The 24,103-nt window shown below is 64.6% G+C and carries 27 protein-coding genes; 11 read left to right on the top strand and 16 right to left on the bottom strand.

All coding sequences use genetic code 11. The features are described from left to right. Positions 1 to 183: 183 nt before the first annotated feature. The 3 genes from AC1KVG_RS15790 to AC1KVG_RS15780 form a co-directional block, all read right to left on the bottom strand. Positions 184 to 510 carry an XAC1346 family secretion chaperone gene (locus tag AC1KVG_RS15790; protein WP_481095008.1) on the bottom strand — a complete coding sequence of 109 codons (327 nt, stop codon included), beginning with the start codon at positions 508 to 510 and terminating at the stop codon, positions 184 to 186. 258 nt (positions 511 to 768) lie between these two features. Further along, complete coding sequence (locus AC1KVG_RS15785) at positions 769 to 1,110, bottom strand: hypothetical protein (protein WP_039528386.1); 342 nt, start codon at positions 1,108 to 1,110, stop codon at positions 769 to 771. 122 nt (positions 1,111 to 1,232) lie between these two features. Continuing rightward, positions 1,233 to 2,408 carry a thiolase family protein gene (locus tag AC1KVG_RS15780; RefSeq protein WP_481095007.1) on the bottom strand — a complete coding sequence of 392 codons (1,176 nt, stop codon included), beginning with the start codon at positions 2,406 to 2,408 and terminating at the stop codon, positions 1,233 to 1,235. Positions 2,409 to 2,581: 173 nt separating this feature from the next. On the opposite strand from AC1KVG_RS15780, the gene AC1KVG_RS15775 reads away from it, so the two are divergent. After that, positions 2,582 to 5,434, top strand: coding sequence for a S8 family serine peptidase (locus AC1KVG_RS15775; RefSeq protein WP_481095006.1), 2,853 nt, complete (start codon positions 2,582 to 2,584; stop codon positions 5,432 to 5,434). 43 nt (positions 5,435 to 5,477) lie between these two features. Here the strand turns inward: AC1KVG_RS15775 and AC1KVG_RS15770 are convergent, their stop codons facing one another. The 3 genes from AC1KVG_RS15770 to AC1KVG_RS15760 all read right to left on the bottom strand — a co-directional run bounded on the left by AC1KVG_RS15770 (position 5,478) and on the right by AC1KVG_RS15760 (position 8,539). Further along, positions 5,478 to 6,578, bottom strand: a complete 1,101-nt coding sequence (locus AC1KVG_RS15770) for a Glu/Leu/Phe/Val dehydrogenase dimerization domain-containing protein (RefSeq protein WP_023903276.1) — start codon at positions 6,576 to 6,578, stop codon at positions 5,478 to 5,480. 156 nt (positions 6,579 to 6,734) lie between these two features. Continuing rightward, positions 6,735 to 8,003 (bottom strand): 2OG-Fe(II) oxygenase, encoded by a 1,269-nt coding sequence (locus tag AC1KVG_RS15765; protein WP_481095005.1) that lies wholly within the window; start codon positions 8,001 to 8,003, stop codon positions 6,735 to 6,737. A gap of 8 nt (positions 8,004 to 8,011) precedes the next feature. Further along, entirely contained in the window at positions 8,012 to 8,539 is a 528-nt protein-coding gene (locus AC1KVG_RS15760; protein ID WP_074057006.1) for a YgjP-like metallopeptidase domain-containing protein, read from the bottom strand. 176 nt (positions 8,540 to 8,715) lie between these two features. On the opposite strand from AC1KVG_RS15760, the gene AC1KVG_RS15755 reads away from it, so the two are divergent. Then, positions 8,716 to 8,889: a DUF1328 domain-containing protein gene (locus AC1KVG_RS15755; RefSeq protein WP_006452844.1), complete on the top strand. Its 174-nt coding sequence runs from the start codon at positions 8,716 to 8,718 to the stop codon at positions 8,887 to 8,889. Positions 8,890 to 9,085: 196 nt separating this feature from the next. On the opposite strand, the gene AC1KVG_RS15750 is transcribed toward AC1KVG_RS15755, so the two are convergent. Beyond that, positions 9,086 to 9,340: a DUF2789 domain-containing protein gene (locus AC1KVG_RS15750; protein WP_006452845.1), complete on the bottom strand. Its 255-nt coding sequence runs from the start codon at positions 9,338 to 9,340 to the stop codon at positions 9,086 to 9,088. Between the two features lie 131 nt (positions 9,341 to 9,471). On the opposite strand from AC1KVG_RS15750, the gene AC1KVG_RS15745 reads away from it, so the two are divergent. Beyond that, a complete protein-coding gene (locus AC1KVG_RS15745; RefSeq protein ID WP_115038393.1) occupies positions 9,472 to 9,738 on the top strand; it encodes a DksA/TraR family C4-type zinc finger protein in 267 nt (88 codons plus the stop codon). A 15-nt stretch (positions 9,739 to 9,753) separates the two neighbouring features. On the opposite strand, the gene AC1KVG_RS15740 is transcribed toward AC1KVG_RS15745, so the two are convergent. Both AC1KVG_RS15740 and AC1KVG_RS15735 read right to left on the bottom strand, forming a co-directional pair. Beyond that, entirely contained in the window at positions 9,754 to 10,347 is a 594-nt protein-coding gene (locus tag AC1KVG_RS15740; RefSeq protein WP_043889057.1) for a mechanosensitive ion channel family protein, read from the bottom strand. A 72-nt stretch (positions 10,348 to 10,419) separates the two neighbouring features. After that, positions 10,420 to 10,668 carry a hypothetical protein gene (locus AC1KVG_RS15735; RefSeq protein WP_481095004.1) on the bottom strand — a complete coding sequence of 83 codons (249 nt, stop codon included), beginning with the start codon at positions 10,666 to 10,668 and terminating at the stop codon, positions 10,420 to 10,422. A gap of 187 nt (positions 10,669 to 10,855) precedes the next feature. Between AC1KVG_RS15735 and AC1KVG_RS15730 the strand changes: the two genes are divergently transcribed. Genes AC1KVG_RS15730 through AC1KVG_RS15720 form a run of 3 tightly spaced genes read left to right on the top strand, consistent with a single transcriptional unit; the run spans position 10,856 to position 12,872 of the window. Continuing rightward, positions 10,856 to 11,443, top strand: coding sequence for an RNA polymerase sigma factor (locus AC1KVG_RS15730; protein WP_481095003.1), 588 nt, complete (start codon positions 10,856 to 10,858; stop codon positions 11,441 to 11,443). After that, a complete protein-coding gene (locus AC1KVG_RS15725) occupies positions 11,440 to 11,976 on the top strand; it encodes a hypothetical protein (protein WP_481095002.1) in 537 nt (178 codons plus the stop codon). The genes AC1KVG_RS15730 and AC1KVG_RS15725 overlap by 4 nt, the downstream gene beginning before the upstream one ends. Before the next feature lie 11 nt (positions 11,977 to 11,987). Further along, a complete protein-coding gene (locus AC1KVG_RS15720) occupies positions 11,988 to 12,872 on the top strand; it encodes a DUF4097 family beta strand repeat-containing protein (protein WP_481095001.1) in 885 nt (294 codons plus the stop codon). A gap of 74 nt (positions 12,873 to 12,946) precedes the next feature. On the opposite strand, the gene AC1KVG_RS15715 is transcribed toward AC1KVG_RS15720, so the two are convergent. The 4 genes from AC1KVG_RS15715 to AC1KVG_RS15700 form a co-directional block, all read right to left on the bottom strand. After that, on the bottom strand, positions 12,947 to 13,132 hold the full coding sequence (locus AC1KVG_RS15715) for a hypothetical protein (protein WP_010366034.1): 186 nt from the start codon (positions 13,130 to 13,132) through the stop codon (positions 12,947 to 12,949). 232 nt (positions 13,133 to 13,364) lie between these two features. Next, positions 13,365 to 14,720, bottom strand: coding sequence for an Hsp70 family protein (locus AC1KVG_RS15710; protein WP_481095000.1), 1,356 nt, complete (start codon positions 14,718 to 14,720; stop codon positions 13,365 to 13,367). Between the two features lie 124 nt (positions 14,721 to 14,844). Beyond that, positions 14,845 to 15,318 (bottom strand): FKBP-type peptidyl-prolyl cis-trans isomerase, encoded by a 474-nt coding sequence (locus AC1KVG_RS15705; protein ID WP_104549896.1) that lies wholly within the window; start codon positions 15,316 to 15,318, stop codon positions 14,845 to 14,847. Positions 15,319 to 15,607: 289 nt separating this feature from the next. Continuing rightward, the gene (locus AC1KVG_RS15700; RefSeq protein WP_481094999.1) at positions 15,608 to 16,672 is read right to left on the bottom strand and encodes a cation diffusion facilitator family transporter; all 1,065 of its coding nucleotides are present in this window, start codon (positions 16,670 to 16,672) and stop codon (positions 15,608 to 15,610) included. 115 nt (positions 16,673 to 16,787) lie between these two features. On the opposite strand from AC1KVG_RS15700, the gene AC1KVG_RS15695 reads away from it, so the two are divergent. Continuing rightward, positions 16,788 to 17,123, top strand: a complete 336-nt coding sequence (locus AC1KVG_RS15695; RefSeq protein WP_115038409.1) for a zinc ribbon domain-containing protein YjdM — start codon at positions 16,788 to 16,790, stop codon at positions 17,121 to 17,123. 115 nt (positions 17,124 to 17,238) lie between these two features. Here AC1KVG_RS15695 and AC1KVG_RS15690 read toward each other — a convergent pair whose 3' ends face one another. The 3 genes from AC1KVG_RS15690 to AC1KVG_RS15680 all read right to left on the bottom strand — a co-directional run bounded on the left by AC1KVG_RS15690 (position 17,239) and on the right by AC1KVG_RS15680 (position 20,789). After that, entirely contained in the window at positions 17,239 to 18,030 is a 792-nt protein-coding gene (locus tag AC1KVG_RS15690; protein WP_481094998.1) for a hypothetical protein, read from the bottom strand. A 212-nt stretch (positions 18,031 to 18,242) separates the two neighbouring features. Then, on the bottom strand, positions 18,243 to 19,298 hold the full coding sequence (locus AC1KVG_RS15685) for a L,D-transpeptidase (RefSeq protein ID WP_481094997.1): 1,056 nt from the start codon (positions 19,296 to 19,298) through the stop codon (positions 18,243 to 18,245). Between the two features lie 372 nt (positions 19,299 to 19,670). After that, entirely contained in the window at positions 19,671 to 20,789 is a 1,119-nt protein-coding gene (locus AC1KVG_RS15680; RefSeq protein WP_481094996.1) for an alkene reductase, read from the bottom strand. 221 nt (positions 20,790 to 21,010) lie between these two features. Between AC1KVG_RS15680 and AC1KVG_RS15675 the strand changes: the two genes are divergently transcribed. The 4 genes from AC1KVG_RS15675 (at position 21,011) to thpR (ending at position 24,089) form a co-directional block, all read left to right on the top strand. Continuing rightward, the gene (locus AC1KVG_RS15675; RefSeq protein ID WP_481094995.1) at positions 21,011 to 22,216 is read left to right on the top strand and encodes an MFS transporter; all 1,206 of its coding nucleotides are present in this window, start codon (positions 21,011 to 21,013) and stop codon (positions 22,214 to 22,216) included. A gap of 149 nt (positions 22,217 to 22,365) precedes the next feature. Continuing rightward, entirely contained in the window at positions 22,366 to 22,536 is a 171-nt protein-coding gene (locus AC1KVG_RS15670) for a hypothetical protein (RefSeq protein ID WP_104549902.1), read from the top strand. A 226-nt stretch (positions 22,537 to 22,762) separates the two neighbouring features. Beyond that, positions 22,763 to 23,218, top strand: a complete 456-nt coding sequence (locus tag AC1KVG_RS15665; RefSeq protein ID WP_023903298.1) for a PA2169 family four-helix-bundle protein — start codon at positions 22,763 to 22,765, stop codon at positions 23,216 to 23,218. Between the two features lie 268 nt (positions 23,219 to 23,486). Further along, a complete protein-coding gene (gene thpR / locus AC1KVG_RS15660) occupies positions 23,487 to 24,089 on the top strand; it encodes an RNA 2',3'-cyclic phosphodiesterase (RefSeq protein WP_481094994.1) in 603 nt (200 codons plus the stop codon). Positions 24,090 to 24,103 lie beyond the last annotated feature (14 nt).

Below are 24,103 nucleotides of genomic sequence, written 5' to 3'. Positions count from 1 at the left end.
GGCGCGTGCGCAAAGTGCCAACGGGGTCACGCGGTGTTTCGGAGTGGCTGACAAGCGCGGCGAGCGGTCTTCAGGTGGGCGGTCGACGCGGATCGGATGAGCGGGCGTGTACGCGAAACATGCCGATTCCGCGCACCGACCTTACCCGCCTAGCGGTGAGCGCAGTCGTTGTGACAGTCGCTCTTAGTGTTCCGGATGCTCTGCGTCGTGCTTGTCGGCGTTCTGCTCGGCCTTGTTGGCCATCTCGCGGGTCTTTTCGGCGGTGGCGTCGGCGGCATTGGCGGTTGCGCGGCTGGCATCGGCCGCCAGTTCGCGAGCGGCTACGCGTGCGTCGGCAGTGGCAGCCTTGGCCTGCACGGCAGCGCGATCGGCGGCCTGCTCGGTGGCGGCAGCGGCGTGCTTGGCGGCGGATGCGGCATCGCGGCGCGCCTGCTCTGCATCAGGGCCTTGGCAGGCGGCGAGCGTAAGGGCGGCAATGGCGCTCAACGACAGCATGCGGATCGTCTTCATGGGTGGGTCCTGTTCCTGTTCCGGTGTTGGAAGGCGGAGCTTATGCAGGAGCCAATGCAGTGCGCGTCAATGCCGCACTGGCCATTCAGCCGCCGGGCGGGCATGCCGCTACGCGATGGCGAGTCATTTGTCTAAGGGCGACGCGTGATGCATCCAGTGCAGGCGGATCAGGAGCGGATTCCGGGAGAAATTTCAGGCAAAGAAAAAGCCGCTGGAAACCAGCGGCTTTCTCCGAACTCGCTTGGAGCTAAGAAGTGATTACTTCTTGGCTTCTTCGGCGGTGTCCTTAGCAGCTTCGGCGGTGTTTTCAGCCGTCTTGGCAGCGTCGGCAGCCTGATCAGCAGCAGCGTCGGTCGCGGCGCCGGAAGCAGCCTGGGCAGCGTCAGCAGCGGTGTCAGCCGAAGCAGCAGCGGTGTTGGCAGCAGCCTGAGCGGCGTCAGCCGACTGCGAGCCCGAGGCAGCAGCCTGGTCAGCAGCGGTCTGAGCGTCGGCAGCAGCTTCGTTAGCCGAAGCAGCAGCGTCCTGAGCCTGTTCCGGCTTCGAGCAAGCGGTCAGGGCCAGGCCCAGAGCCATTGCGATCAGCAGCTTGTTAATGGTCATTGTTTCAATCCTCGTCGTTAGATTAGGCAACGCGCTATTGCGCGCCCCCGACATGATGACGGCCACAAGACTAGTGTCAAGCGTGCGCGCATTCAGTTTTGCAAAATCGCCGTTAAAAACAATCAAATCAATTCGATAGCGATGGCAGTCGCTTCGCCGCCGCCGATGCACAGCGTCGCGATTCCGCGCTTGCCGCCGCGCGTGCGCAACGCGTTCACCAATGTCACCACCAAGCGCGCACCGGATGCGCCGATCGGATGACCGAGTGCGCAGGCGCCGCCATGCACGTTGACCTTGGCGTGCGCGATGCCCAGTTCCTTGATCGGCACCATCGGTACCACCGCGAACGCTTCGTTGATTTCGAACAGATCCACCTGGTCCAGGTGCCAGCCGATCTTGCCGACCAGGGTCTGGATCGCGGCCACCGGCGCGGTGGTGAACCACTCAGGTTCCTGCGAGTGGGTGACATGCCCCACGATGCGCGCCAACGGCGTTACGCCACGACGTTGCGCATCGTCTGCGCGCATTAGGATGGTGATTGCCGCGCCGTCGGAGATGCTCGACGAACTGGCGGCGGTAACGGTGCCGTCCTTCTTGAAGGCCGGCTTCAGGGTCGGAATCTTGGCCACATCGGATTTGCCGGGCTGCTCGTCGCTGTCCACGACGACCTCACCCTTGCGTGTTGCCACGGTGACCGGAACGATTTCATCGACGAACGCGCCGCTGCGCTGCGCCGCCTGCGCACGCTCGACCGAGGCGATCGCGAAGGCATCCTGATCGGCGCGGCTGAAATCGAACTTCTCCGCAGTGGCTTCGCCGAACACGCCCATCGCCTGGCCGTCGTACGGATTGGTCAGACCATCCCAGGCCATGTGGTCGACTGCCTGGAAGTTGCCGTAGCGGTTGCCGGTGCGCGAGTTGGGCAGCAGATGCGGCGCGTTGCTCATCGACTCCATGCCGCCGGCGACCACGATGCTGGCCGAGCCGGCCTTGATCAGATCGTGTCCGAACATGATCGCCTTCATGCCCGAGCCGCACACCTTGTTGATGGTGGTGGCGCCGGTGGAGGTGGGAATGCCTGCGGCAATCGCGGCCTGACGTGCAGGCGCCTGGCCGAGGTTGGCCGGCAGCACGCAGCCGACGATGACTTCTGAAATGTCGGCTGGTGCGATCCCTGATTGCGCCAGCGCACCCTCGATCGCGGCGGCGGCGAGCTTGGGCGCCGGCACGCCATTGAATTGGCCAAGGAACGAGCCGATGGCAGTGCGTTTGGCAGCAACGATGACGATGTCGGACATAGAAGAGATACCGTTTAAAGTGAAACGATTATCTGCCTCATGCTCCGTTCGCGCCAGCCGCGACATGCGCTACGCAGTTAGCTGCGACAGTGGCGTGACGATGCGTTATAAAGACGTCGTTCGGGTCCGGATTGGGCCCTATCCATGGAATGGGTTCGGGGAGAACAACGCAGATGAAGAAGAGAGACGTCGCCAGGACTGTCCTGGCCTCGGCGTTGGCTGTGGCGTTGACCGCGTGTGGCGGCGGTGGAGGTGGTGGCGGCATTCGTCCGACCACACCGACTGCACCGCCACCGACCTCGCCACCGCCGCCGCCGCCGCCGCCAACCTCACCGCCGCCACCGCCACCGCCGGTAGTGGCACCGCCGACGACACCGGAACCCGCATTCGACGCGCATCTGACGCTGACCAATGCGCGTGCCGCGCAGGCGTTGGGGTTCACCGGTGCGGGGTATCGCATCGGCGTGATCGATACCGGCATCAATACCAATCATCCGGCCTTGCAGGGGCGGGTCAGCGACAGCTTCATCTATGTCGATCCGCGCACCAACAATGTCGCTGCGGGCGATGTGGTGGGCCACGGCACCGTGGTGGCGCAACTGGCGGCCGGGCGTGCAGTGGGGCAGTGGCCGGGCGGCATCGCCAGCGGCGCAGGCCTGGTGTCCGCACGCATCATCAGCGATGAAGCGCCGGACGATGACGGTAGCGGCGAAGGCAACGAGGTCGATGGCCCGCTTGGACTGGCCGGCGTGCATGCCGACCTGATCAGCGCAGGTGTGCGCATCATGAATAATTCCTGGGGCGGGCTGTATTGGAACGACCCGGCGGTGACCAATCAGATTGCGCAGGAATACCGGCCTTTCATCATCGGCAACGATGGGCTGGTGGTGTTTGCGTCGGGGAATGAATCAAGACCGGAACCCTCCGACACTGCGGCGCTGCCCAGTCAGTTGGGCCCGAATGGAACGCTGCCGGCCGCCGATCTGGAACGCGGCTGGTTGGTCGTCGCTGCGCTGGATACCGCCAATCCAACGCAGCTGGCCTCGTACTCCAATGCTTGCGGCGTTGCGATGCGTTACTGCCTGGTGGCGCCGGGCACCTCGATGTTTCTCGACCCCGATGCCACCGCCAGCAACATCCGTTATTTCTATGGCAGCGGCACCTCGTTTGCCGCGCCGCTGGTGTCCGGTGCAGCCGCACTGGTGTGGGAGGCGTTTCCGTATTTCAACAATGATCTGGTGCGCCAGACGTTGCTGGGAACTGCCACCGATCTGGGCGCAGCGGGCGTCGATCCGACGTTCGGCTACGGCTTGCTCAATGTCGGCAAGGCGGTGCTGGGACCGGCACGTTTCGATTGGGGGACGGTGGATGTCACCGTCAATACCTTGCGTTCGACCTGGGCCAACGACATCAGCGGCAGCGGTGGCCTGACCAAGCGTGGGACCGGTACCTTGGTATTGACTAGCGATGCCAACACCTTTGCCGGCGACACCCAGGTGCTCGGTGGCACCTTGCAGACGGCCAGTCTGCAGAGTGCGCGCGTGGGCATCGCCAATGGCGCCAGGCTGGTCGGTGCCGGCAGGATCGGTGGAACGGTGAACAACGCCGGCACGCTGCAGATCAACAGTGCGGCGCTGTCTGTCACCGGCAATTACACCCAGGCGGGTGATGGCCGTCTGGCCTTGAACGTCGGCGATCGTTTGAACGTTGCGGGCACCGCGACGATCGCGGGCGATCTGCAAGTGCTCGGCCGGCGCGATTACGTGATCGACAACAACACCTACACCTTGCTGCAAGCCACCAACGGGCTGCAGGGCCGGTTCGATTCGCTCAGCAACGGGCCGGCAGTGACCTTCCTCGATGCCAATCTCAGCTACGACAGCAATAGCGCGTATCTGACGTTGCGGCGCATGGATGTCACTGCTGTTGCGGCAACGCTGGGCGTGATCGGTACTGCATCGATGGATTCGGCAGTGCGTGTCGAGCAGGCGTTCCAGCAGGTGGATGCGCAACAACTGCAAGGCAGCGGCGCGATCAGCAACGGCTTCATTCGCGCCGCAGCGGCCTTGCAGCAATCGCCCACCGCCAAGGCAGCAGCCGATTCGTTGCGCAGTCTGTCCGGTCGTGCGCATGCGGCTTCCGCAGCGATGACCTTCGACACCATCGATCTGGGCCGGCGTGCGTTGGCCACGCATTTCGATGGCTTGTCGCAGCAGCCGCGCATGCTCGGCGTCTGGCAACGCGCGCTCGGCGGGCCGGGCGAGGGTGGGGTGACCACGTCCGGATTCGCCACCTCCGGCTGGATGATGGGGAATGATCTGCGCCTGGCCTCCGGCGCGGTCGCGGGTTTTGCTTTCGGCGAAACGCGCTCCAACAGCCTGGGCGATCTGGATGGTGCGCGTGGGCGCGATCGTCAGGTGCAAGGTCAGCTGTACTGGGGCACCACGCTGGGCTCGGCGTACACGCTGGGTCAGCTGGGTTTCGGCAATGTCGATCGGCAGATCGAGCGCAGCCTGCAGTTCGGTGAAGAGCGCAGCAGCGCCTTCAGCGATTACAGCGGCAGTTACCTTAGCGGCAACCTGGAAACCGGCTACCGCTGGGGCGGTGCACGCGCATCGCTGACGCCGTATATGGGTCTGGATTACGTGCGGCTGCGTAGCGAGGGCTTCCGCGAAAGTGGTGGCGACGGCTTTGGCTTGCGTGCCGATGCCAGCACCTCCTCACGCACCCAGGTGCTGGCCGGTGTGCGTTCGGCGTATCGCTGGCGTGGCATCCAGTTGGGTGGTTATGCCGAATGGCAGCAGGCATTGAGCAGCGACGGCTTGATGCTGGATGCCAGCTTCATCGGTGTGGATGCGTGGGCGCCGTTGCGCGGCATGCAGCCGGCGCGCTCGGGTGGCCTGTTCGGCATCGCGGCCTCGGCGCCGTTCGGCAATCGGAGCCAGCTGCGTTTCGGTTACGACCAGCGGGTGGGCGAGCGCGGAGACGATCGCGCGCTGAGCCTGCGTTACAGCGCCGATTTCTGATCGGCGTCTTGCATGCCCAGGCACTGCTGCCTGGGCATGCGGATCACTCGCCGCGCAACTTGTGCAAAAAGCGCGGTGCGGTGCGGCCCAGCGGCAATTTGAGCTTGCTGATGGCCTCGATACGCGTTTCGGCAATCTGGTCGGCTGCCTGCTGCGGCGGTACGCCCAGTTGCGTGGACAGATCGAACACCTTTTCCAAATTGTGATAGATGCTGCGGATCAGCCGCATCGCGCGCTCGCGGTTGTAGCCGTCGATCTCCAGCGACACATTCATCACGCCACCCGCATTCACCACATAATCGGGTGCGTACAGGATGCCGCGCTTGTGCAACTCTTGCCCGATGGCGGCGCTGGCGAGCTGGTTGTTGGCAGTGCCGCAAATGATCTTGGCCTTGAGCCGTGGCAGGGTCTGTTCGTTGATCGCGCCTTCCAGCGCGCACGGCGCGAACACATCGGCCGGCACTTCGTAGATCTCGTCCACACGCACCGCTTCGGCGCCGTATTCGGCCACTGCGCGGTCCACCAGCGCCGGGTTCAGATCGGTCACATAGAGTTTGGCGCCGCGTTCCTTGAGCAGCTTGACCAGCTCCATGCCGATATGGCCCAGGCCCTGGATCGCGATGCTGGACTTGCCGACTTCTTCATGGCCAAGCCTGCGATTGAGCGAGGCCATCAGCGCCTGCAGCGCGCCGTAGGCGGTGAACGGCGCCGGGTCGCCGGAGCCGCGATGCACCTGATGCACGCCGGTGACGTACTCGCTCTCCAGGTAGATCTTTTCCATGTCGTTGACGTCGGTGCCCACGTCTTCGGAGGTGATGTAGCGCCCGCCCAGGGTGTCGACAAAACGGCCGAACGCGCGGAACAGCGCCTCGCTCTTGTCGGTCTTGGGGTCGCCGATGATCACCGCCTTGCCGCCGCCGACATTCAGCCCGGCCAGGGCGTTCTTGTAGGTCATGGTGCGGCTGAGCCGCAGCGCGTCGTCGAGTGCCGCTTCGCTAGTGGGGTACGGGCGCATGCGCACGCCGCCCAGTGCCGGCCCGAGACGGGTGCTGTGCAAGGCGATGATCGCTTTGAGGCCGGCGTCGCGGTTGTGACAGAAAATCACCTGCTCGTGGCCGGTGGTATCGAGGGTTTCGAAAAGCATCGAAGGCTCCGCGGGGCTGCGTGATGTGCCTTCCCTGAGGCCGGGTCTGGACCCGTGCAATGGGAAACAAAAAACGCGACGTCTGCAGACCCTGTCCGATCACGTCGCGCTGCAACATTTTAAACCACGTCGGCAGGGGCTTGTGTATGAATCTGTTCACCAATGCCGATAGCGCTGCTGCCGAAACCACAAGGTTCCCAGCCATTTGCTGCCCGTGGTGACCGGCAGGCCGGCGTGCAGCGAATCGGGGTCGGGGCGGCCATCGGCCTGCAGGTTGTCGAAGCACACCACCGACCCGGCACGCGGCTGTACACGGATGCCAGCAACAGGGAACTCGGTTTCGCCGCCTGCGCCGACATCGTTGAGATAAACGCATGCGGTGCGCAGGCGATTGCCGGCGCCAGGGCAGTCTGCGGCGATCGTGCCGGGCGGCAGGTAGTCGCGATGGGCGCGGTAGTGCTCGCCCGGCGCGTAGCACAGCACCGACAGCGCTTCGGCATGGGTCAACGGCAGCTGCGCGCAGGCCGCCACGCGCGCCTGCGCTGCACGCGCGGCGAAGTCTTCGAGGATCGGATCCAGCGTGGCGCCGCGGCTGGTGCGGATCGGCGCGCGGTGCGTGCTCGCATCGTTGGGGTCCACCACCTGCGAAGCACGCAGATGCGGCCGTGCCAGCAGCATCAGCAAGCGGCATTCGTCGGCAGACAGTACAGCGGAGACTTCCTCGATCATGGGCGCGTCGTGGCGCCGCGTCGTCACGTTTCTTTGGGGCGCGAAACTGATGTGGTCCTCGTCGCCAACGGGGTCGCCACCGGGATCGGGTGGCGAGATCCGCACATCGGGCAGTGCGGCGATGCCCAACGGTTGCAATTGCCGCAACAGCTGCGCCGCGGCCTCAGGCTGCGGCGGGACGCCTTCGCCGCGCAGCAGGCGCTCTGCCAGCAGTGCGGCCGCCAGCGCATCGCCGCCTGCGGCGGCGCGCTCCAGCAGGGCGACGCAGCGGCGTTGCTGTTGCGGGTCATCGATGCGGCCGTGCTGGATGGCCAGTGCGCGGAGTGCGAGTGGATAGTCGGCCGAGGCTGCTGCGTGCAGTTGCGCGTATGCCTGCGGCGCCAGCGCCAACGGAGTGTCGGTGACTGCCAGCGTTGCCAGCAGATAACGTGCTGCTGCGGAGTCCTGGCGCTCGGCCTGCTGCCAGTGCGCCCGCGCCTGGGCACTATCCACATCGCAACCGACACCGTAGGCCAGCATGCGCCCGGCTTCGATCAGTGCCGTGGGATCGCCGGCGGCTGCGCCGCGCGCGTACCAGACCAAGGCCTGCTCGGTCTGCCCGGCGCGCACCAGCGCCTGTGCCAAGGCATTCATTGCGGCGGGTTGTTGCCCGTTGGCAGCCTGCGTCAGGGCGGCGAGTGCATGCGTCTGTTCCATCGCGGCGATCAGCGGTTCGCCGACAGCGCCAGCTGGGTCAGATACAGGCGCAGATCGAACTCCAGTTGGTGGTAGTCACGCGTCATGTGGTTGCACAGCTGGTAGAAGGCCTTGTTGTGATCGGCCTCCTTCAGATGCGCCAGCTCGTGGGCCACGATCATCTGCAGAAATGGCTCCGGAGCGTCGCGGAACAACGAGGCGATGCGGATTTCGCGGCTGGCCTTGAGCCGGCTGCCGTGTACGCGCGAGATGGCGGTGTGCGTGCCCAGCGCATGCTTCACCACCTGCAGATGGTTGTCGTACATCGCCTTGTGCAAGGTGGGCGATGAGCGCATGTAGCGCTCCTTCATCGCTTTGACGTACTCGTACAGATGGCGGTCGGTGCGGATCTCATGGCGGTCCGGGTAGCGCCGCGCCAGCACCGCTGCGAGTTTGTCCTGCGCGATCAACTCGCGCACCTGATCCAGGACGGCGGGCGGGTAACCGGTGAGATAGCGGAGAGTGTCCATGCCGATCGAGTGCTGTGAAGTGCACATGATCACCGATGCAGGTGCCAGTGGCGAATCTGCGCGCGCGAATGTGGCGGTGTGTGTCAGGCGTATTCACGAATGCGGCACACCTGGATGCGTAGCGTGCAGCGCATGTTTTGCGGTGTGTTGCCGCAGGCACACGACTAAAAAGACGGCAGCGTGCCGGACGAGGAGACAACAACATGATCAAGTGGGCCATTATTTTCGCCATCATCGGACTGATCGCCGGTGCGCTCGGGTTTGGCGGTATGGCGGGCGCTGCGATGGGCATTGCCAAGTTCCTGTTCTGGGCCGGCATCATCATCGCCATCGTGCTGTTCGTGCTGGGTGTGACGATCGCCAAGAAGGTGACCTGACGTCCGAGTGCCTGGCGTCGGCGCGCGCTTCGCACGCCAGCCGCGTTACCCGGAATGCAAAAGAGCGGCCACTGGCCGCTCTTTTTTGTTACTGCAATCTGATCAATGGAAGTGGCCGGGGCAAGTATTCGGCCGGCGCAAGTAAAAGACCGCAGGCGAGTTCTACCGCAATGCTTTCGCTGCGCTCTTGCGCAGATCAGACGCCGGTGTCTTCGGCGGTGGTGTGCAAGGCGATGTTGAGTTGATCGATGGTCACGATCCAGTCGGCATCGTCGAGGCGTTCTTCACGCAGCAACTGTGCCTGTGCCGGAGTCCAGAAGGGCGCCTCTTCCAGACGCACATCGCCCGGCAATGGAGAGTGCTCATCGATAAAGTCGCGAATGCTGACTTCGTCCGATGGCAGACCCAACTGGGCGAATAATTCGGAGAACGGGTGGACAGGTTGTTCCATTGCAGCTTCCTCGAAGAGTGCGAATACCCCGATGCTAGAACACCCGATTTGAGCGCACTGTGCACGTCCGGCTTGGATTTGCCTGCGGGCATGCCCATATTCCACTCCTGAGCCAACAAGCCGAGGCGATCATGGCGACCGGATGGGCGGGTGATGGGGCGGTGCAGGACCAGATCGATGCAACCGTCGAGGATGCGATCAAGCGCGCGCGGAGCCAGCTGCATCAGGGCCCGAGCCTGACGCATTGCGAAGAGTGCGATGCAGCGATTCCCGAAGCGCGCCGCAAAGCAGTGCCGGGCGTGCACCTGTGCGTGAATTGCCAGGAAGCGCACGATCTCGAGCAAGCGGCGCAGGGCGGCTACAACCGCCGCGGCAGCAAGGACAGCCAGCTGCGTTGACAGCTGGTGGGTGTCTTAGTTGGTGTTGAAGTGACTGGTCTCGCGCCAGCGACGCGTGGTGCGTTGGAAGAACAGGCTGTTGGGGACCTGTAGCACGCTGCCGGCGTGATCGCCGGTTTCTTCCAGTGTCGTGTAAATCACGTTGATGTCGATCACGCGGCCTTTCAGGCCCGGCTTGTCGCCGCCTTCGAGCAATTCGATATGGTCGTGCAGGCGGAACGGGCGCGTGGTGATGATCAGGAACGTGCAGAAGATATTGGACAGCACGCTCCATGCCGCGAAAAACGCCACCGCACCGACCGCCGCGAACCCGGTGAACGCGGTCCACAAGGTGCCGCTGGAGACGCCAAGCACGTTCAGCACCGTCAGCACGGCGGTGACCGAGATGACGAAGCTGCCCACGCGCCGGATACCGATCATCATTTCTGCCGGCAGGCTGTAGCGCGTGCACAAGCGCCGCAGCAGTTGCCGCAGCAGCAGCCGTACCAGCGCGGCAACGGCGACGATCAACACGATCTGCACCGTTGGCACTGCGACAGCCAGCCACTGTGGATTCCAGTGCGGCAGCAGGCTACGGATCATGGTGGGCAACGCATCGGGCGCGGACATCACATCATGCAGGTTGGGCGTATGCCCATTGTAACGGGGCGCTCGGGGAAGACAGCATGCAGTTGCGGGTGGCTAGCGCGTGACACGCGCACTGGATGCGGAGAGCGCGACCAAGCGCTGCCAGCGCTGTTCCAGGTGACGCACCAGTGTCCATTCCCATGGTGTGCTCATCGCGACGCAAGACACCTGCTTGAGCGGTAAACGCAGCAGGCACAGCTCCAGGTGCGCCGGGGTCAGCGTGAGCTGCAGCGCATCCATCGGCAGCGGGGCCGGGCAGTGGGTGGAGCACAGGCTCAGGAGCAATCCAAGAACATGCGGCATGTGGGCTTCCGATCAGAATGCCTGCGCTTGGAGCGGCCGATGACCGTGCCCAGGCAAGCGATGCGACGCAGGAGTGCGCTATCGAAAGGATTGGATGCGCCGGCAGGCGAAAAGGTTTACGCCGCGCTCAAAGAAAAAGAGTTTGCCGGGTTTAAACCTTTGCGCTGTCTGGCGCATCGAACTGGATATGCTCGACACCGCCATGCCCACCGATGCCTCAGAGTGCGACAGCCCCGCCGACCGCGATGACGCCGGCTTGGCGCGTGCTGCTGCGCGCGGAGATCGCGCTGCCTACGAGACCATCTATCGCCGCCACTCGCCACGGTTGTATGCGGTGGTCTGGCGGCTGTGCGGCGGCAATGCGGCGCGCGCCGACGATGTGTTGCAGGAAACCTTCATCGCGGCATGGAAGACCTTGCCGCAATTCCGTTTTCAGAGTGCGCTGGGCACCTGGCTGCATCGCCTGGCGGTCAATACCGCCTTGATGGAGTTGCGTGCGCGCTCGGCTGCGAGCGATCACATGGTGGACGATGCCGACGGCGAGATTCTCGCGGCGATTCCCGGCGCAGCGCATTGCCAATCGACCCGGATGGATCTGGAGCGCGCGCTGCAAACATTGCCGCCGCGTGCACGCGCGGTGCTGGTGTTGCACGACATCGAGGGCTGGAAACATCAGGAGATTGCCGACCAACTGCACATGGCGGTCGGCAGTTCCAAGGCGCAACTACATCGCGCGCGCGGTTTGCTGCGCGCGCGGCTGGGAGACACCGTATGAACCACGATCACCATGATTCACACGATCCACGCGAGACCGATGACGCTGCGTTGTGCGCGCGTTTGCGGGCATTGCCGCAACACCGCCAGCCACCTGCGCAGGTGTGGGAGCGCATTGCGCCCGCATTGACGGCGCACTCCAACGTGGTCGCATTGACGCCACGCCGCCATCGCGCCTGGGCCTGGCCTGCATTGGGTGTGGCACTCGCCGCTGCGCTGGCGTTGGTGGTCATCGTGCCCGGGCTCGATCGGCAGGCACGCACGCCCGTGCCTGTGCAGCCCGCGCTGGTGGCGCAGGCACAGGCGATGGCCGGGCAGTACCAGCAGGCGATTGCGGCATTTCCAGTCCAGCAGGTACCGGTCGATCTACGTCCGGCGCTGGATGAGCTGGATCAGAGCGCACAGGCCATCCACGCCGCGATCGCGCAGAGCCCGGGTTCGGCATTTTTGTTGTCGCAGCTGCAGCGCACCTATGCGAAGCGGCTGCAATTGACCCGTCTCGCCGCACAGGGCGAGGCGTCTTTCCCTAGCTGAGGAGCATGCCCATGCGTTACGCCCATCTTTCCCTGTTGCTGCTGGCTGCGGTGTGCGCCGCGCCGGCAGCGGCGCAGACCACGCTGAAGCAGGCCCATCCGCTGGCGCGCGGCGGGCGCGTGGAGGTGGAAAACATTGCCGGGCAGATTCGCGTGCGCGGCTGGGATCGCGACGAGGTAGCGCTGACCGGCAGCTTGGGCGAGGGGCAGCGGCTGGATGTCGACGCAAGCCCGGACCTGCTGCAGCTCGAGGTGATCTACCCGCGCAACGGCCGCAACAGCAAGGGCGCTCAACTGGAGTTGCGGGTTCCGCGTGCGGCGTTGCTGGACGTGGAGGCGGTGAGCGCCTCGGTCGACGTCGATCAGGTCGATCTGGCGCGGTTGCAGCTCAAGTCGGTCAGCGGCGATGTGGTCGCCGGTGGGCGCGCCAAGGAGGCACAGCTGGAAACTGTCAGTGGCTCGCTGCGTAGCTCGGTGGCCAGCGGGCGGCTGACGCTGGGCACGGTGAGCGGGCAGATCGATGCGCCCTCGGGCGCCAGCGGGGTGATCTCGGTCGAGTCCGTCTCCGGCCAGATCCGGGTTGGCGCGGGGCAGGTGTCGCAGCTGCGTGCCGAGAGTGTGTCGGGGGGAACGGCGCTGACGGTGACCGGGCTGGCGCCTGGCGGCAGTATCGCGGCGGAGAGTGTCAGCGGCTCGATCACCCTGGGCGTGCCTCGCAATGTCTCGGCAGCGCTGCAGGTGGAGGTGTTCAGTGGCGACATCCGCTCGGTGGCCGGGCAGGTGGAGCGGCCGGAGTACGGCCCGGGCAAGAGCCTGAAAACCAGGCTGGGGGCGGGCAATGGTGACGTCAAACTTGAATCGCACTCGGGCTCGGTGCGCATCGATTACAGCAACTGATGGCTGAAACCTGACGTCTGAAACAAGCGTGCCACCTTGCGGTGGCACGTTGAGCAAACACTTCGGGGCAACGCTTAGGCGATCTTGTCGCCATCGTTGCGAGCGGGGCCGAAGTTGGTGGTGAGCACTTCAATCCTGCCGCCGGTCTTGCGGAACGCGGCGATGTCGGCAGCGATACGCTCACGACTGAGCGGCTGCGACTTGCCTTCGCTGCGAGCGATGCTGGGCTGGGATTTCTGCTTGGTCGCGGGACGTGCCATGTGGCCTCCTGTAGCGGGGAAGTGCAAGGACATCGCGTGCGGCTAGGGTGGCGCGCGCAGAAGCGATGTCGAGAGGTGCGATCGCGTTCGGTGCGCAATCGCGGCGGCACGGCGAGCGTGCCTTGCAGACAAGACGGCGGGGCGTCCGGCAGCAACCGTGCATTATATGGGAAGTTGCGCCGGATTGCGTTAACGCGTGCTGTGCACAGCTAACCGACCATCTAGCTGCCGCTTACCGCGCGGCAGCCCAGGCCAGGCCCTGGACCACACCGAAGGAGGGATCGCCCTGCACCAGGCGCGATTCCGGGAAGGCGGCCGCGACGGTGTAACGGATATAGCCTGCGCGCGACATGCCGCCGGTGAGGAACAGCGTTGCTGGCGGCGCGGCCAGGTCGGCACGCACCTGCGCGAGCAGGCCTTCCAGTTCGCCCAGATAGTTGGAAGCGGACGCCACCAGTGCGCTGGCCTGCACGTCCACGCCGAGCCCACGCTCGATGAAGTCCAGCGCCGCCTGGTGCTGGTCGCGCTCGCTGAGCGCGATCTTGCAGGCTTCCACGCCGCGATACAGGCGCGCGGTGTTGCCGGTGTCCTGCAGCGCCTGCAGACGCTTGTCGAACGGGGCGGGCACGTCCTGGTACTTGTGCAGGCGGAATTCGCGCTGACGGGTCATGTCCTGCACCATCGCCGCTTCCACGTAATGGTGGGTGGGCACGCGGGTGATGCCGCGGCCGAACAGCGGCATGTAGGCGGCCAGGCTCAGCGCAAGATCGATATCGGTACCGCCGCGTGCGATGCCCCAGGCCCGGTGCACCTGCGGTGCGTCGCTGCCGCCGACGCTGGCATGCGCGATGTCGGTGGTACCGCCGCCGATGTCCACCACCACGGTGTCGTGCCGGGTGTCGTGGCTGACGTGGTAGTGCATCGCGGCCGCTGCGGGTTCTTCGAGGAAATCCACTGTGTCGAAGCCCGCAGCGATTGCGGCGGTCTGCAGGATCTCCAGTGCCTGCGCATTGCCGGCCTCGCCGATCGAGCTGCGGAACTGCACCGGGCGGCCCAACGTGGCGCTGCGGATGTTGATATCGAACTGGCGCGAGGCGGTGAGCCGAATGTGTTCCAGCACATGCGTGGCGATGCCGGTGATGGTCTGGCGGGCACGCGGATGCAGGTTGTAGCCGAGCATCGACTTGGGGCTCTGCACCAGGCTGCCTTCGCCTTCCAGAAAGTAGGCATCCAGCGCTTCGTCGCCATAGACCGCGTTCTGCAGCAGGGCGGCGGAGCTGCGCGGTTCGCGCACCTGCTCTTCCATCCATTGACGGCGCACGATGCGGATCGCGTCGCGGCGCAGGCTGTCGTTGCTGGACGTGCGGCCGGCTGCGGCGGCGTCGCGGCGGCCCGAGTCGATCAGCCGTTCCACCTCGTATTCCAGCGCCGGGGTGAGGCTGAAATCATCCGGGTCGCGCATGGTCTCGGGGAAATACACCGTGGTGCGGAACTGCAGGTCCTGCCCGAACCGCACCGGCACCACCTGGCCATCGACGATCGCCGCAGCGGCGGAATTGCTGGTACCGAAGTCGATGCCGAGTTTCATGCAGGCGGGCCTATGAGCGGGCCGCGCACTTTACTACTTCTGCCGTTTGCGTCGTGGGCAAGGGTCCGCGCGCAGGTCGCAGCAGCCGAAGCGCCGTGCACCCGCAGGCGCACGGCGCGATGACTCATGCCGCAAGGTTGGCGACGTGACCTTCGTTCAGTTCTTCGGTGGTGGCTTCGCGCACTTCGATGACTTCGACCGCGAAATGCAGGGACTTCCCAGCCAACGGGTGATTGCCGTCGACGGTGACATGCTCCGGGCCGACGTCGGTGACCGTTACCAGCACCGGTCCTTGCTGGGTGCGGGCCTCGAACTGCACGCCCGGCACCACTTCGATATCGGTGGGAAAGGCATCGCGCGGCACCTGCTGGATCAATTGCGCATGGCGCGGGCCATAGCCTTGTTCGGGCGCCACATCGGCGGTGAGCGTTTCGCCCAGGCGCTTGCCATCCAGCGCCTGCTCCAGGCCCGGCACGATATTGCCGGCGCCGTGCAGATAGCTCAGCGGCGTGTCCGGCGTGGAGCGGTCCAGCACCTGGCCCGTGTCGTCGGAAAGAGTGTAGTGAATGGTCGCAACGCGACCCTGGCTGATTTCCATTGGAAACCTCCATGACGGTGATCGAGTGGAATGCATCGGCTGATTCACGATGCGAAGAGATGCTGCACGCCCACCGTAGGCAATCGCCTTCGATCATGCAACCGCAGCCGATCCGGCGGTTAGGGCGAGGATCAGCTTGGTCGTGGTGGTGTCAGGTTGGCCATGCCTGCAGCCGCAGGTCATGCGTCGACTGTCTGACTGTACTGGAACTACGCGGCGGATGTTTTGCATCGCACGTCAGCAGGTGTTTCGCATGTTTCAACGTGCACCCAAACGCACGTGCTGCGCGCTAGTCGGGTTGTGCGCCGCGTTCGATCTCGGAGCGACGTGCATGCCAGGTTTCAGGCGTTTGCGGCTTGATGAACAGTGCGGTGAGCTCGGGGTGCTGGCGTTTGGCGGCGGCCTCGATGCGCCCGACGCAGGCTTCGATCTGCGGCGTGGTGCGGCTGTCTTCGAACTCGGCGCTCAACGCAGCCACCACTTGATTCGGGCCCATCTGCATGGTCAATACGCCGTTGGCGGCGCGCACGTCCGGGTCGCTGGCGGCAATGCGCAGCAGCGATTCGGTGACGTGCGCATGTGCGGGCTCGCCGATCAGCAAGCCCTTGGTTTCGCGCGCCAGCAAGAACGCGGTGACCGCCAGTACGCCGGCGATGCCGATCGAGGCGATGCCATCGAGTTCGGGCATGTCCAGCAGTTGCGCGCCGGCCAACCCCAGCACGGCCATGAACAAACCGATCAATGCGGCGCTGTCTTCGAGCAACACGGTGAACGTGCTGGGATCCTTGCTTTGCCGAAACGCCTGGAAATAGCCCATGCGGCCCTTCTTCGCGCGGAACTCGCGCAAGGCCACCACCCAGGAAATGCCTTCGAACACGATCGACACGCCGAGCACGATGTAGGCGATCAGATGGCTCTTGGCCGGCTCGGGATTGCGCAGATGCACGATGCCTTCGTAGAGCGACACACCTGCGCCCATTGCAAACACCAGTAGCGCGACGATGAAGCTCCAGAAATACAGCTCGCGTCCGTAGCCGAACGGGTGCGTGGGCGTCGGCGCCTGCGCTGCGCGCCGCAGACCATAGAGCAGCAGCACCTCGTTGATGGTGTCTACCAGCGAATGCACGCCTTCGCTGAGCATCGCCGAACTGCCGGAAATGCCGGCAGCGATGAACTTGGCGATCGCAATCGCCAGATTGCCGGCCAGCGCCACGTAGACGACCAGATGCGAGCCGGTCTTCTTTGCGGCATTGGCCTTTGCCCCGCCGGGTCCGGTGGACCCAGGCTCGGCAGCCCGATGCTCTGCAGATTCGGGCGCGCCGCTGGGCGTATTGGAGACCGATTGATTGGACACGCGCGACCTGCAAGGCATTCGACAAGCGCCGCACTATCGCGCCACCGCCGTGCCGGAGACGTGATCGCGCGGCCGGGGCGCTACAATCCACGCCCGTTTTGAGCTTAGGAATCGCATGTCCACCGTTCCCGCCTGTCCGCAATGTGGCCTGGACAACACCTATGTCGACGGCGCCTTGTCGATCTGCGCAGACTGCGGCTTCGAATGGAGTGCGGGCGACTCCGCCGCGACTGCGACGGTGGTACGCGACAGCAACGGCAATGTGCTGCAGGCCGGCGACACGGTGAGCGTGATCAAGGACCTGAAGGTCAAGGGCTCGTCGATTCCGCTCAAGCAGGGCACGCTGATCCGCAATATCCGCCTGGTCGAGGACGATGCCGAGCACATCGAAGGCAATTCGGAAAAGATCAAGGGCCTGGTGTTGAAGACCTGTTTTCTGCGCAAGGCGTGAGGCGGTTGCGGCTGCTGCAATGCCGCACGTAGTGTGTAGGAGCGCGCTTGCGCGCGATGAGGCGTTATCGATAACGCTTTATCGCGCGCAAGCGCGCTCCTACCAAGCGCCACTTTCAATCGCGCGGGTAGACCGCTGCAACCGTGCAGCTCTGGCGCATCCGCGCAGCCAGGCCACCGCGTGTGGCGCTCAGGTCGCTCTGCTGGCCGGATCCGGCAGCCGCGCCGGCAAGCGCCATCTCGTCGAGCACGTCGACCTTGTCGCCGGGATTGCCGCAGATGGCATTCAAGCCCATGCCGGACACAAAGCGGATCGGCGGCGCGCCGCTGAGTTCGCGGCAGCTGTCCATCAGTTCCACACGGTAATGGCGGTGCGTGCCGGGATGACGTGGCGAGACTTCCACCACCAACCCTTGGCCATCTTCCGACCAGGAGCGCAGCATGCTGGGATTGAAGCAATAGCTGGATGAGCCGGCGAAATTGCGCCGACGCGACTCGCGCACGCTGATGCCTTCCAGGGTCGGTACGCCGCTATGGTCGCGTTGCCTGGCTGCGCTGGCGTACTCGCGCGCATTGAGCATGGCGACCTGGCTGATTGCGCAACGTCGCTGGGCGGTGCTGACGTACGCCTGCGCACCATTGCAGACCCAACCATGTGCGGCCAGCAGGCTCGCGTCCGCTTGCGCGGCAAGTTGCGGGCAGTCCTGCGCCAGGGTGAGGCGGAACAGTCGTCCGCCGTGTTCGGCCACGGCCAGCGTGCGTGCATCGACTTGATGTAGCTCGGCCAGCTGGCGTGCATCCAGACACTCGGCGTTTGGTGCGGCCGGGCGCACCGGCTCGGCCGCTGCAGTAGATAACGCGCAACTGAAAAACGTGCTGCCGAGCAGAACCGCAGTGAGTACACGCATCACGCACATCCTTGGCAATGAGGTATGGCTGCATCATCTGCCAAGCAGGCTGCGCTGACAATCGCAACGTGCGACGCGTCGAGCGTTCGACAAAACCGTGCGGGCGGCCTGCGCGGGACATCGCCAGCGACCATGTGCGCGCGCAACCTCACGCGCACCTTGCACCTTGCACCTTGCACCTTGCTGCTGCGATAACGCTGCGCAGCTTGCGCTCAAGGCGCCTCGGGCGGATCCGAATTCAGCACCTGCAACTTGCCGCCGGTGGTCTCGGGAAGAATGCGCTGATCGGTGGCCACCAACACCACGCCAGGCGTCAGCAGCGGCAGCAATCCAGCCAGAAATGCCGGCGGAACCTGCAGCCGCGCGATGGTGTCGGCGTCCAGTGCTTGTCCTGCCGCAGCGCTGCTGCCGGGGATGCCGATGCGCATCCAGTTGGGCATGCGCTGACCTGGCAGGCCGGGCAGTTCGCCGGGCAGAAACCCCTGGCCGACGATAAAGGCCTGCGTGCCCAGCGGCGCGGCGCTCGGTTTCGCATGCAGGGCGACTTGCGCACGTCCGATTTCCACACCATTGCGATACACCACCAGTTGCTGGTCGCTGCTGCTGACCAGCATCGAGATCGGGCCGGTGGGCGCCAGTTCCGGTTGCCATGCAAATGCCTGGCCGTTGGGTAGCGGCAGCAATGCGCGCTGCGCGCCGGTGGTCGGGTCGATCGGGCTGAGTGCGCGTGGATGCACCACTGCGTCGGCATCCACGCCCGCCTGCGCGACCACCACCACCATGCCCATATTGGAGTTGTCGAACAGCAGCCGCGCGAATTCCGATGGCAGGTGCACGCAGCCATGCGATTCCGGATAACCGGGCAAGCCGCCGGCATGCAGGGCCACGCCATCCCAGGTCAGCCGTTGCTGATACGGCATCGGCGCGGCGTTGTAGATGTTGGAGCGGTGGTCCTTGTCCTTCTGCAGGATGGTGAACACACCGGTAGGCGTCTCGTGCCCGGGCTTGCCGGAACTGATGGTGGAAACGCCGATCAGGATGCCGTTGCGATACGCATAGGCGCGTTGTTCGGTGAGGCTGACGATCACCGCCATCGGCCCCCAGCCCTTGCTGACGCCGCCCCAGATCCATTCGCCCGGTTTGAGCTGTGCAGGCGCGGTTTCGGCGGGGCTGGATTGGCGCGCGCCCCAGAACGGCACGGCAATCGCGTGCCCGCAGATCAGCAGCGTGCACAAAAGAACGGAAGTGAGCAGGGGCCGCATCGGCATTCCAGAAAAAGCAGTGTCGGCACGATCCTAGCGGGGCAGGGTGTGCGCGTCATGTGGTTGGTGTTGGTGTTGGTGCGCGATGCGAAGGTGCCGGCGTTGCGACGGGCGCGATGTGTCCGCGGTTGGGTATTCAACGAGCCTGTTGCGCAACCAACGCATATGCGTTTGGCCTTGCACGCTGGGTCAACGATTGACTTGCAGACGCAAGATGGTCGCCCAATCGCGATGGCAATCGCGCAGAGGTCCGCGCTGCGCTCACCTGAGGAGTCGGCGGGCGATGTGCTCAGAGCCGCAGTGCGCGCATGTACAGGCAGATCTGAAGCATCGACTGCGCTCGCTTGATGCTGAGCGCAGCCGGTGTGCCAGCCGGGCTTAGTTCGGCAATGCGGGGTAGTCGATATAGCCTTCGGCACCGCCGCCGTACATGGTGGCCTGGTTGAAGTCGGCCAGCGGGGCGTTTTCGCGCAGGCGACGCACCAGATCCGGGTTGGCGATGTAGGGGCGGCCGTAGGCGATCGCATCGGCATAGCCGCTGTCGATAGCCTTCTCGGACAGCGCCTTGTCGTAGCTGTTGTTGGCGATCCAGGCACCGTCGAACTTCGCGCGCAGCGCGGCGTAGTCGAAGGCCACGTTGTCGCGCGGACCGCCGGTTGCACCTTCGATCACGTGCACGAAGGCCAGCCCGCCGATCAGGTTGAGACGCTCGACCGCACGCTCGAACAAGGGCTGCGGATCGGAGTCGTGCATGCCGTATACCGGTGTGACCGGCGACAGGCGCACACCGGTGCGCTCGGCGCCGATCTCGTCGGCAATGGCCTGCACCACTTCGGCCAGCAGGCGAGTGCGGTTTTCGATATCGCCGCCGTACGCGTCGGTGCGCTTGTTGGAGCCGTCACGCAGGAACTGGTCGAGCAGGTAGCCGTTGGCTGCATGCACTTCCACGCCGTCAAAGCCCGCATCGATGGCGTTGCGCGCGGCGATGCGGTAGTCCTCGATCAGGGCGGGGATTTCGTCCAGCGCCAGTGCGCGCGGCTCGGACACATCTTCAAAGCCGTTCTTGGTGAAGGTCTTGCCTTCGGCACGGATGGCGCTGGGCGCAACCGGCGATTCGCCCGGCGGCAGCACGCTGGTATGCGACACGCGGCCCACGTGCCACAGCTGCAGCACGATCTTGCCGCCGCGGCGATGCACTTCCTCGGTGACCGCCCGCCAGCCTTCGACTTGTTTCTTGCTGTGGATGCCGGGTGTGTCGAGATAGCCCTGACCGAGCGGGCTGATCTGGGTGCCTTCGGCCACGATCAATCCGGCGCTGGCACGCTGGCCGTAATACTCGGCGGCGAGCGGCGAGGGCACCTGACCGGCGACGGCGCGGTTGCGCGTCAGCGGCGCCATGATCACGCGGTTGGCAAGATCCAGCGCGCCCAGGCGCACCGGGGAGAACAACGGAGATTCAGTGGATTTGGACATCAGCAACCAGTTGAAGTTGATCACGCGCCAGGCGCGACACCGCGCCGATCGCGAGTGCCCCCTAGCGATGGTGGCGGACCCAAGCGGATTCGAGCGATGCCGATAGGACACAGCGTCTTTCATTGCAGTGGAAGGCGCTGAACTGTGACGTGTTGGGGCTTGGCGCTGAATCGCTGCAAGCGGCATCCTTTCGCTCGATGCTGCATTGCACAATAATAAGCCGCCCCGTCATTCTGGAGTCGGGCATGTCCGATATCGCTCTCTCACCGCCGCCCGTCTCGCGGCGCGATTACGTGCTGATCCTGTTTGCGCTGGCAATGGGCGGCTTTGCGATCGGCATCAGCGAATTCTCGACCATGGGGTTGATGACGCAGATCGCGCAGGGGCTGCAGATCAGCGAGCCGCAGGTCGGTCACATCATCAGTGCCTATGCGTTGGGTGTGGTGGTCGGGGCACCGTTGCTGGCGATTCTTGGCGCGCGCTGGCCACGGCGCACCTTGTTGCTGCTGTTGATGGTGTTTTACGCGTTGGGCAACCTGGCCAGTGCGTTGGCGCCGAGCTATCACACGATGTTGCTGTGCCGCTTTATCGCCGGTTTGCCGCATGGCGCTTACTTCGGCGTGGCCTCGTTGGTGGCCGCATCGATCAGTCCGCCCCATCAACGCGCCACCGCGGTGGGCCGCGTGTTGATGGGCCTGAGCATCGCCTTGCTGGTGGGCAATCCGCTGGCGACCTGGCTGGGCCAGATCGTGAGCTGGCGGTGGGCGTACGCGGCGGTGTCGGTGCTTGCGCTGTGCACGGTTGCCGCAGTGGCAGCGCGCTTGCCACCCGCGCCGGACGAGCCACGTCAACAGCCTTTGCGCGAGCTGCGCGCGTTCAATCAGCCGCAGGTGTGGCTGGCATTGGCAATCGGCGCGGTGGGTTTTTCCGGCATGTTCTGCGTCTTCAGTTATCTGGCGCCGACCTTGACTGCGGTCACCGGCGTGGAGCCGGCGCGGATTCCGTTGGCCATGGTGGCGTTCGGTGTTGGCGGTGTGCTCGGAAGCATCCTGGGCGGCTGGTTGTTCGATCGCATGCAGTTCCGCGCGGTGCCGGTGCTGTTGGTGTGGTCGGTGGTGGTGATGCTGACGTTTCCGTTGGCCGCGCAATCGGGCCTGTGGGTGTTCGTCTCCATCGTGGCCGTGGGCACCATGGGCGCGTTGGCGCCTGCATTGCAGACACGTCTAATGGATGTGGCAGCCGAAGCGCAGACCCTGGCGGCGGCGTCCAACCATGCGGCGTTCAATACCGCCAATGCCTTGGGCCCATGGCTGGGGGGCATGGCGATCACCGCAGGCTGGGGCTGGACGTCCACCGGGTATGTGGGTGCGGCAACCGCGCTGGGCGGTTTGTTGGTGTACGCGCTGGCGGTGTGGCAGGAGCGTCGGCAACGTGTGTTAGTGGCGAGCTGATCCGCATTGCCGCGTTCGGTAGCTCGTTTTTCTGGGGCTTCAACGGCAATCGGTCACGCGATGCAGCACAGACGCATCGGGTATCCACAGCCAACTCACGGCATCGCACCGAGACTGCAGGCTCGAACACAAGCGGACCGAACAGTGCCATGACCGAGTTCACTCCACCGCCGTGGAAGCGCCCCAATCCCAAGCGTAAATCTGCTTCCACTCCACTGAGCGATGCGCAGAAAGCCGCGGCCAAACAACGTGCGGAAGAAGCAGGGCGGCCGTATCCCAATCTGGTCGACAACATGTGGGCAAGCCGGCAACCCAAGTGAGTTTTGACTTCGCGTTGGCATGGATGAATCGCTATTCATTGCCTGCATGACCGCGTGAGGAAGCGGCCCACATAACTCACATGCGGATTATGCCCGCGACGCCACTATGGGGCCGTACACACCAACACTGCAGCGCAATCAACGCATCGATTGCCTCATCCCAAAGCCGGCGCGACCGCATCTGCTAGACGACGCAGCGCTGGCCCACCGCAACAAGGAGCGACACATGAGCATTCAGAGCAAGACCGAGCATAGCCTCAACGACCTCATCGCCATTTCCCGCGACGGCAAGGACTTCTACGATGAAGCCGCAGCCAAGGTCGACGATGCAGAACTTGCAACGCTGTTCCGCCGCATCGCTGGCGTCAAGTCCGACATCGTCAGCAATCTGAGCACTGTTGTTGCAGCCGCCGGCGGCGAGCCGAAGACCAGCGGCACGCTGGTCGGCAGCATGCAGCAGTTCTACGGCAAGGTCCGTGCAACGCTGGGCGACACCAAGTATGGCTACGTGGCCGAGCTGGAAGAGTCCGAAGACCGTCTGTTGAAGGCCTTCGATGAAACCATTGCCGACCAGGATACTCCGGCCGCTGCACGCGACGCCGCACTGCGCCTGCTGCCGGAAGTGCGCGCATGTCACGACGTAATGCGTAACCGCAAGCACGCGATGAAAAGCGCCGCATAAGTTGCGTGCGTGACCGCAGCGCATCCAGGTGATGCAGCTCGCGGAGTAAACCGATAAAGGCGGAAACGGGTAGCGCAAGCTGCCCGTTTCTCTTTGTGTGGCGCATGCAGGCGCACATGCAGATACGGCGCACGTGTTCTGTTCCACGCCACCGTGCGCGTTCCACGTTGCCAGCCATGTTTTTGCGTGTGTCAGACACCCGCCCGGTCTGCTAGTATCCGCCGCCCTTCCTCCGGCAGGCCCGCATGCGCGGTCGTGGACTCACCCCATGAAACAGCAGTTCCTGTACCTGTCATCGGCCGAGGCGCAGTTGTCGCTGGGCCTGGGGGAAGAGAAGACCACCGAGCGTCTGTTTTTTGCGGTGATGGCCGATGCGCGCACTGCCGAGCATGCGGCAACCATCGCCGAAGGGTTGCTTGGTAGCGGTCAGGTCGATGGCAAGCCGCTTGCGCGCGAGCGGCTGCATGTGACCTTGCATCATCTGGGCGATTACGCAGGCGGTTTGCCGCCGTCGTTGGTGAGCCGTGCGAGCCAGGCGGCCGAGCGCGTGATGCTGGATGCATTCGACGTGGTGTTCGATCGGGTGGGTACCTTCGGTGGACGGCGTTCGCAGTTGCCGTGCGTGTTGCGCGGCGAAGAGCAAGTGCGCGGCTTGTATGAATTGCAAGGCGCACTGGGTCGGCAACTGGCGCATGTGGGCATTGCCGGCGATGCGCAGTACACGCCGCATATGACGCTGCTGTATTGCAATCAGGCGTTGCCGCAACGGCGCTGCGATACGCTCGCCTGGACGGTGCGCGAGTTCGCGCTGGTGCGCAGCTTTCTCGGCCAATCGCGTTACCAGATCGAAGGCCGCTGGTCGCTGCGCTGATGTGCAGGCGGGCG

This window comes from Xanthomonas sp. NCPPB 3959 (assembly GCF_056675575.1).
Note: the sequence above shows the minus strand (reverse complement) of the source record. Positions and strands in the feature narration are given on the sequence as shown.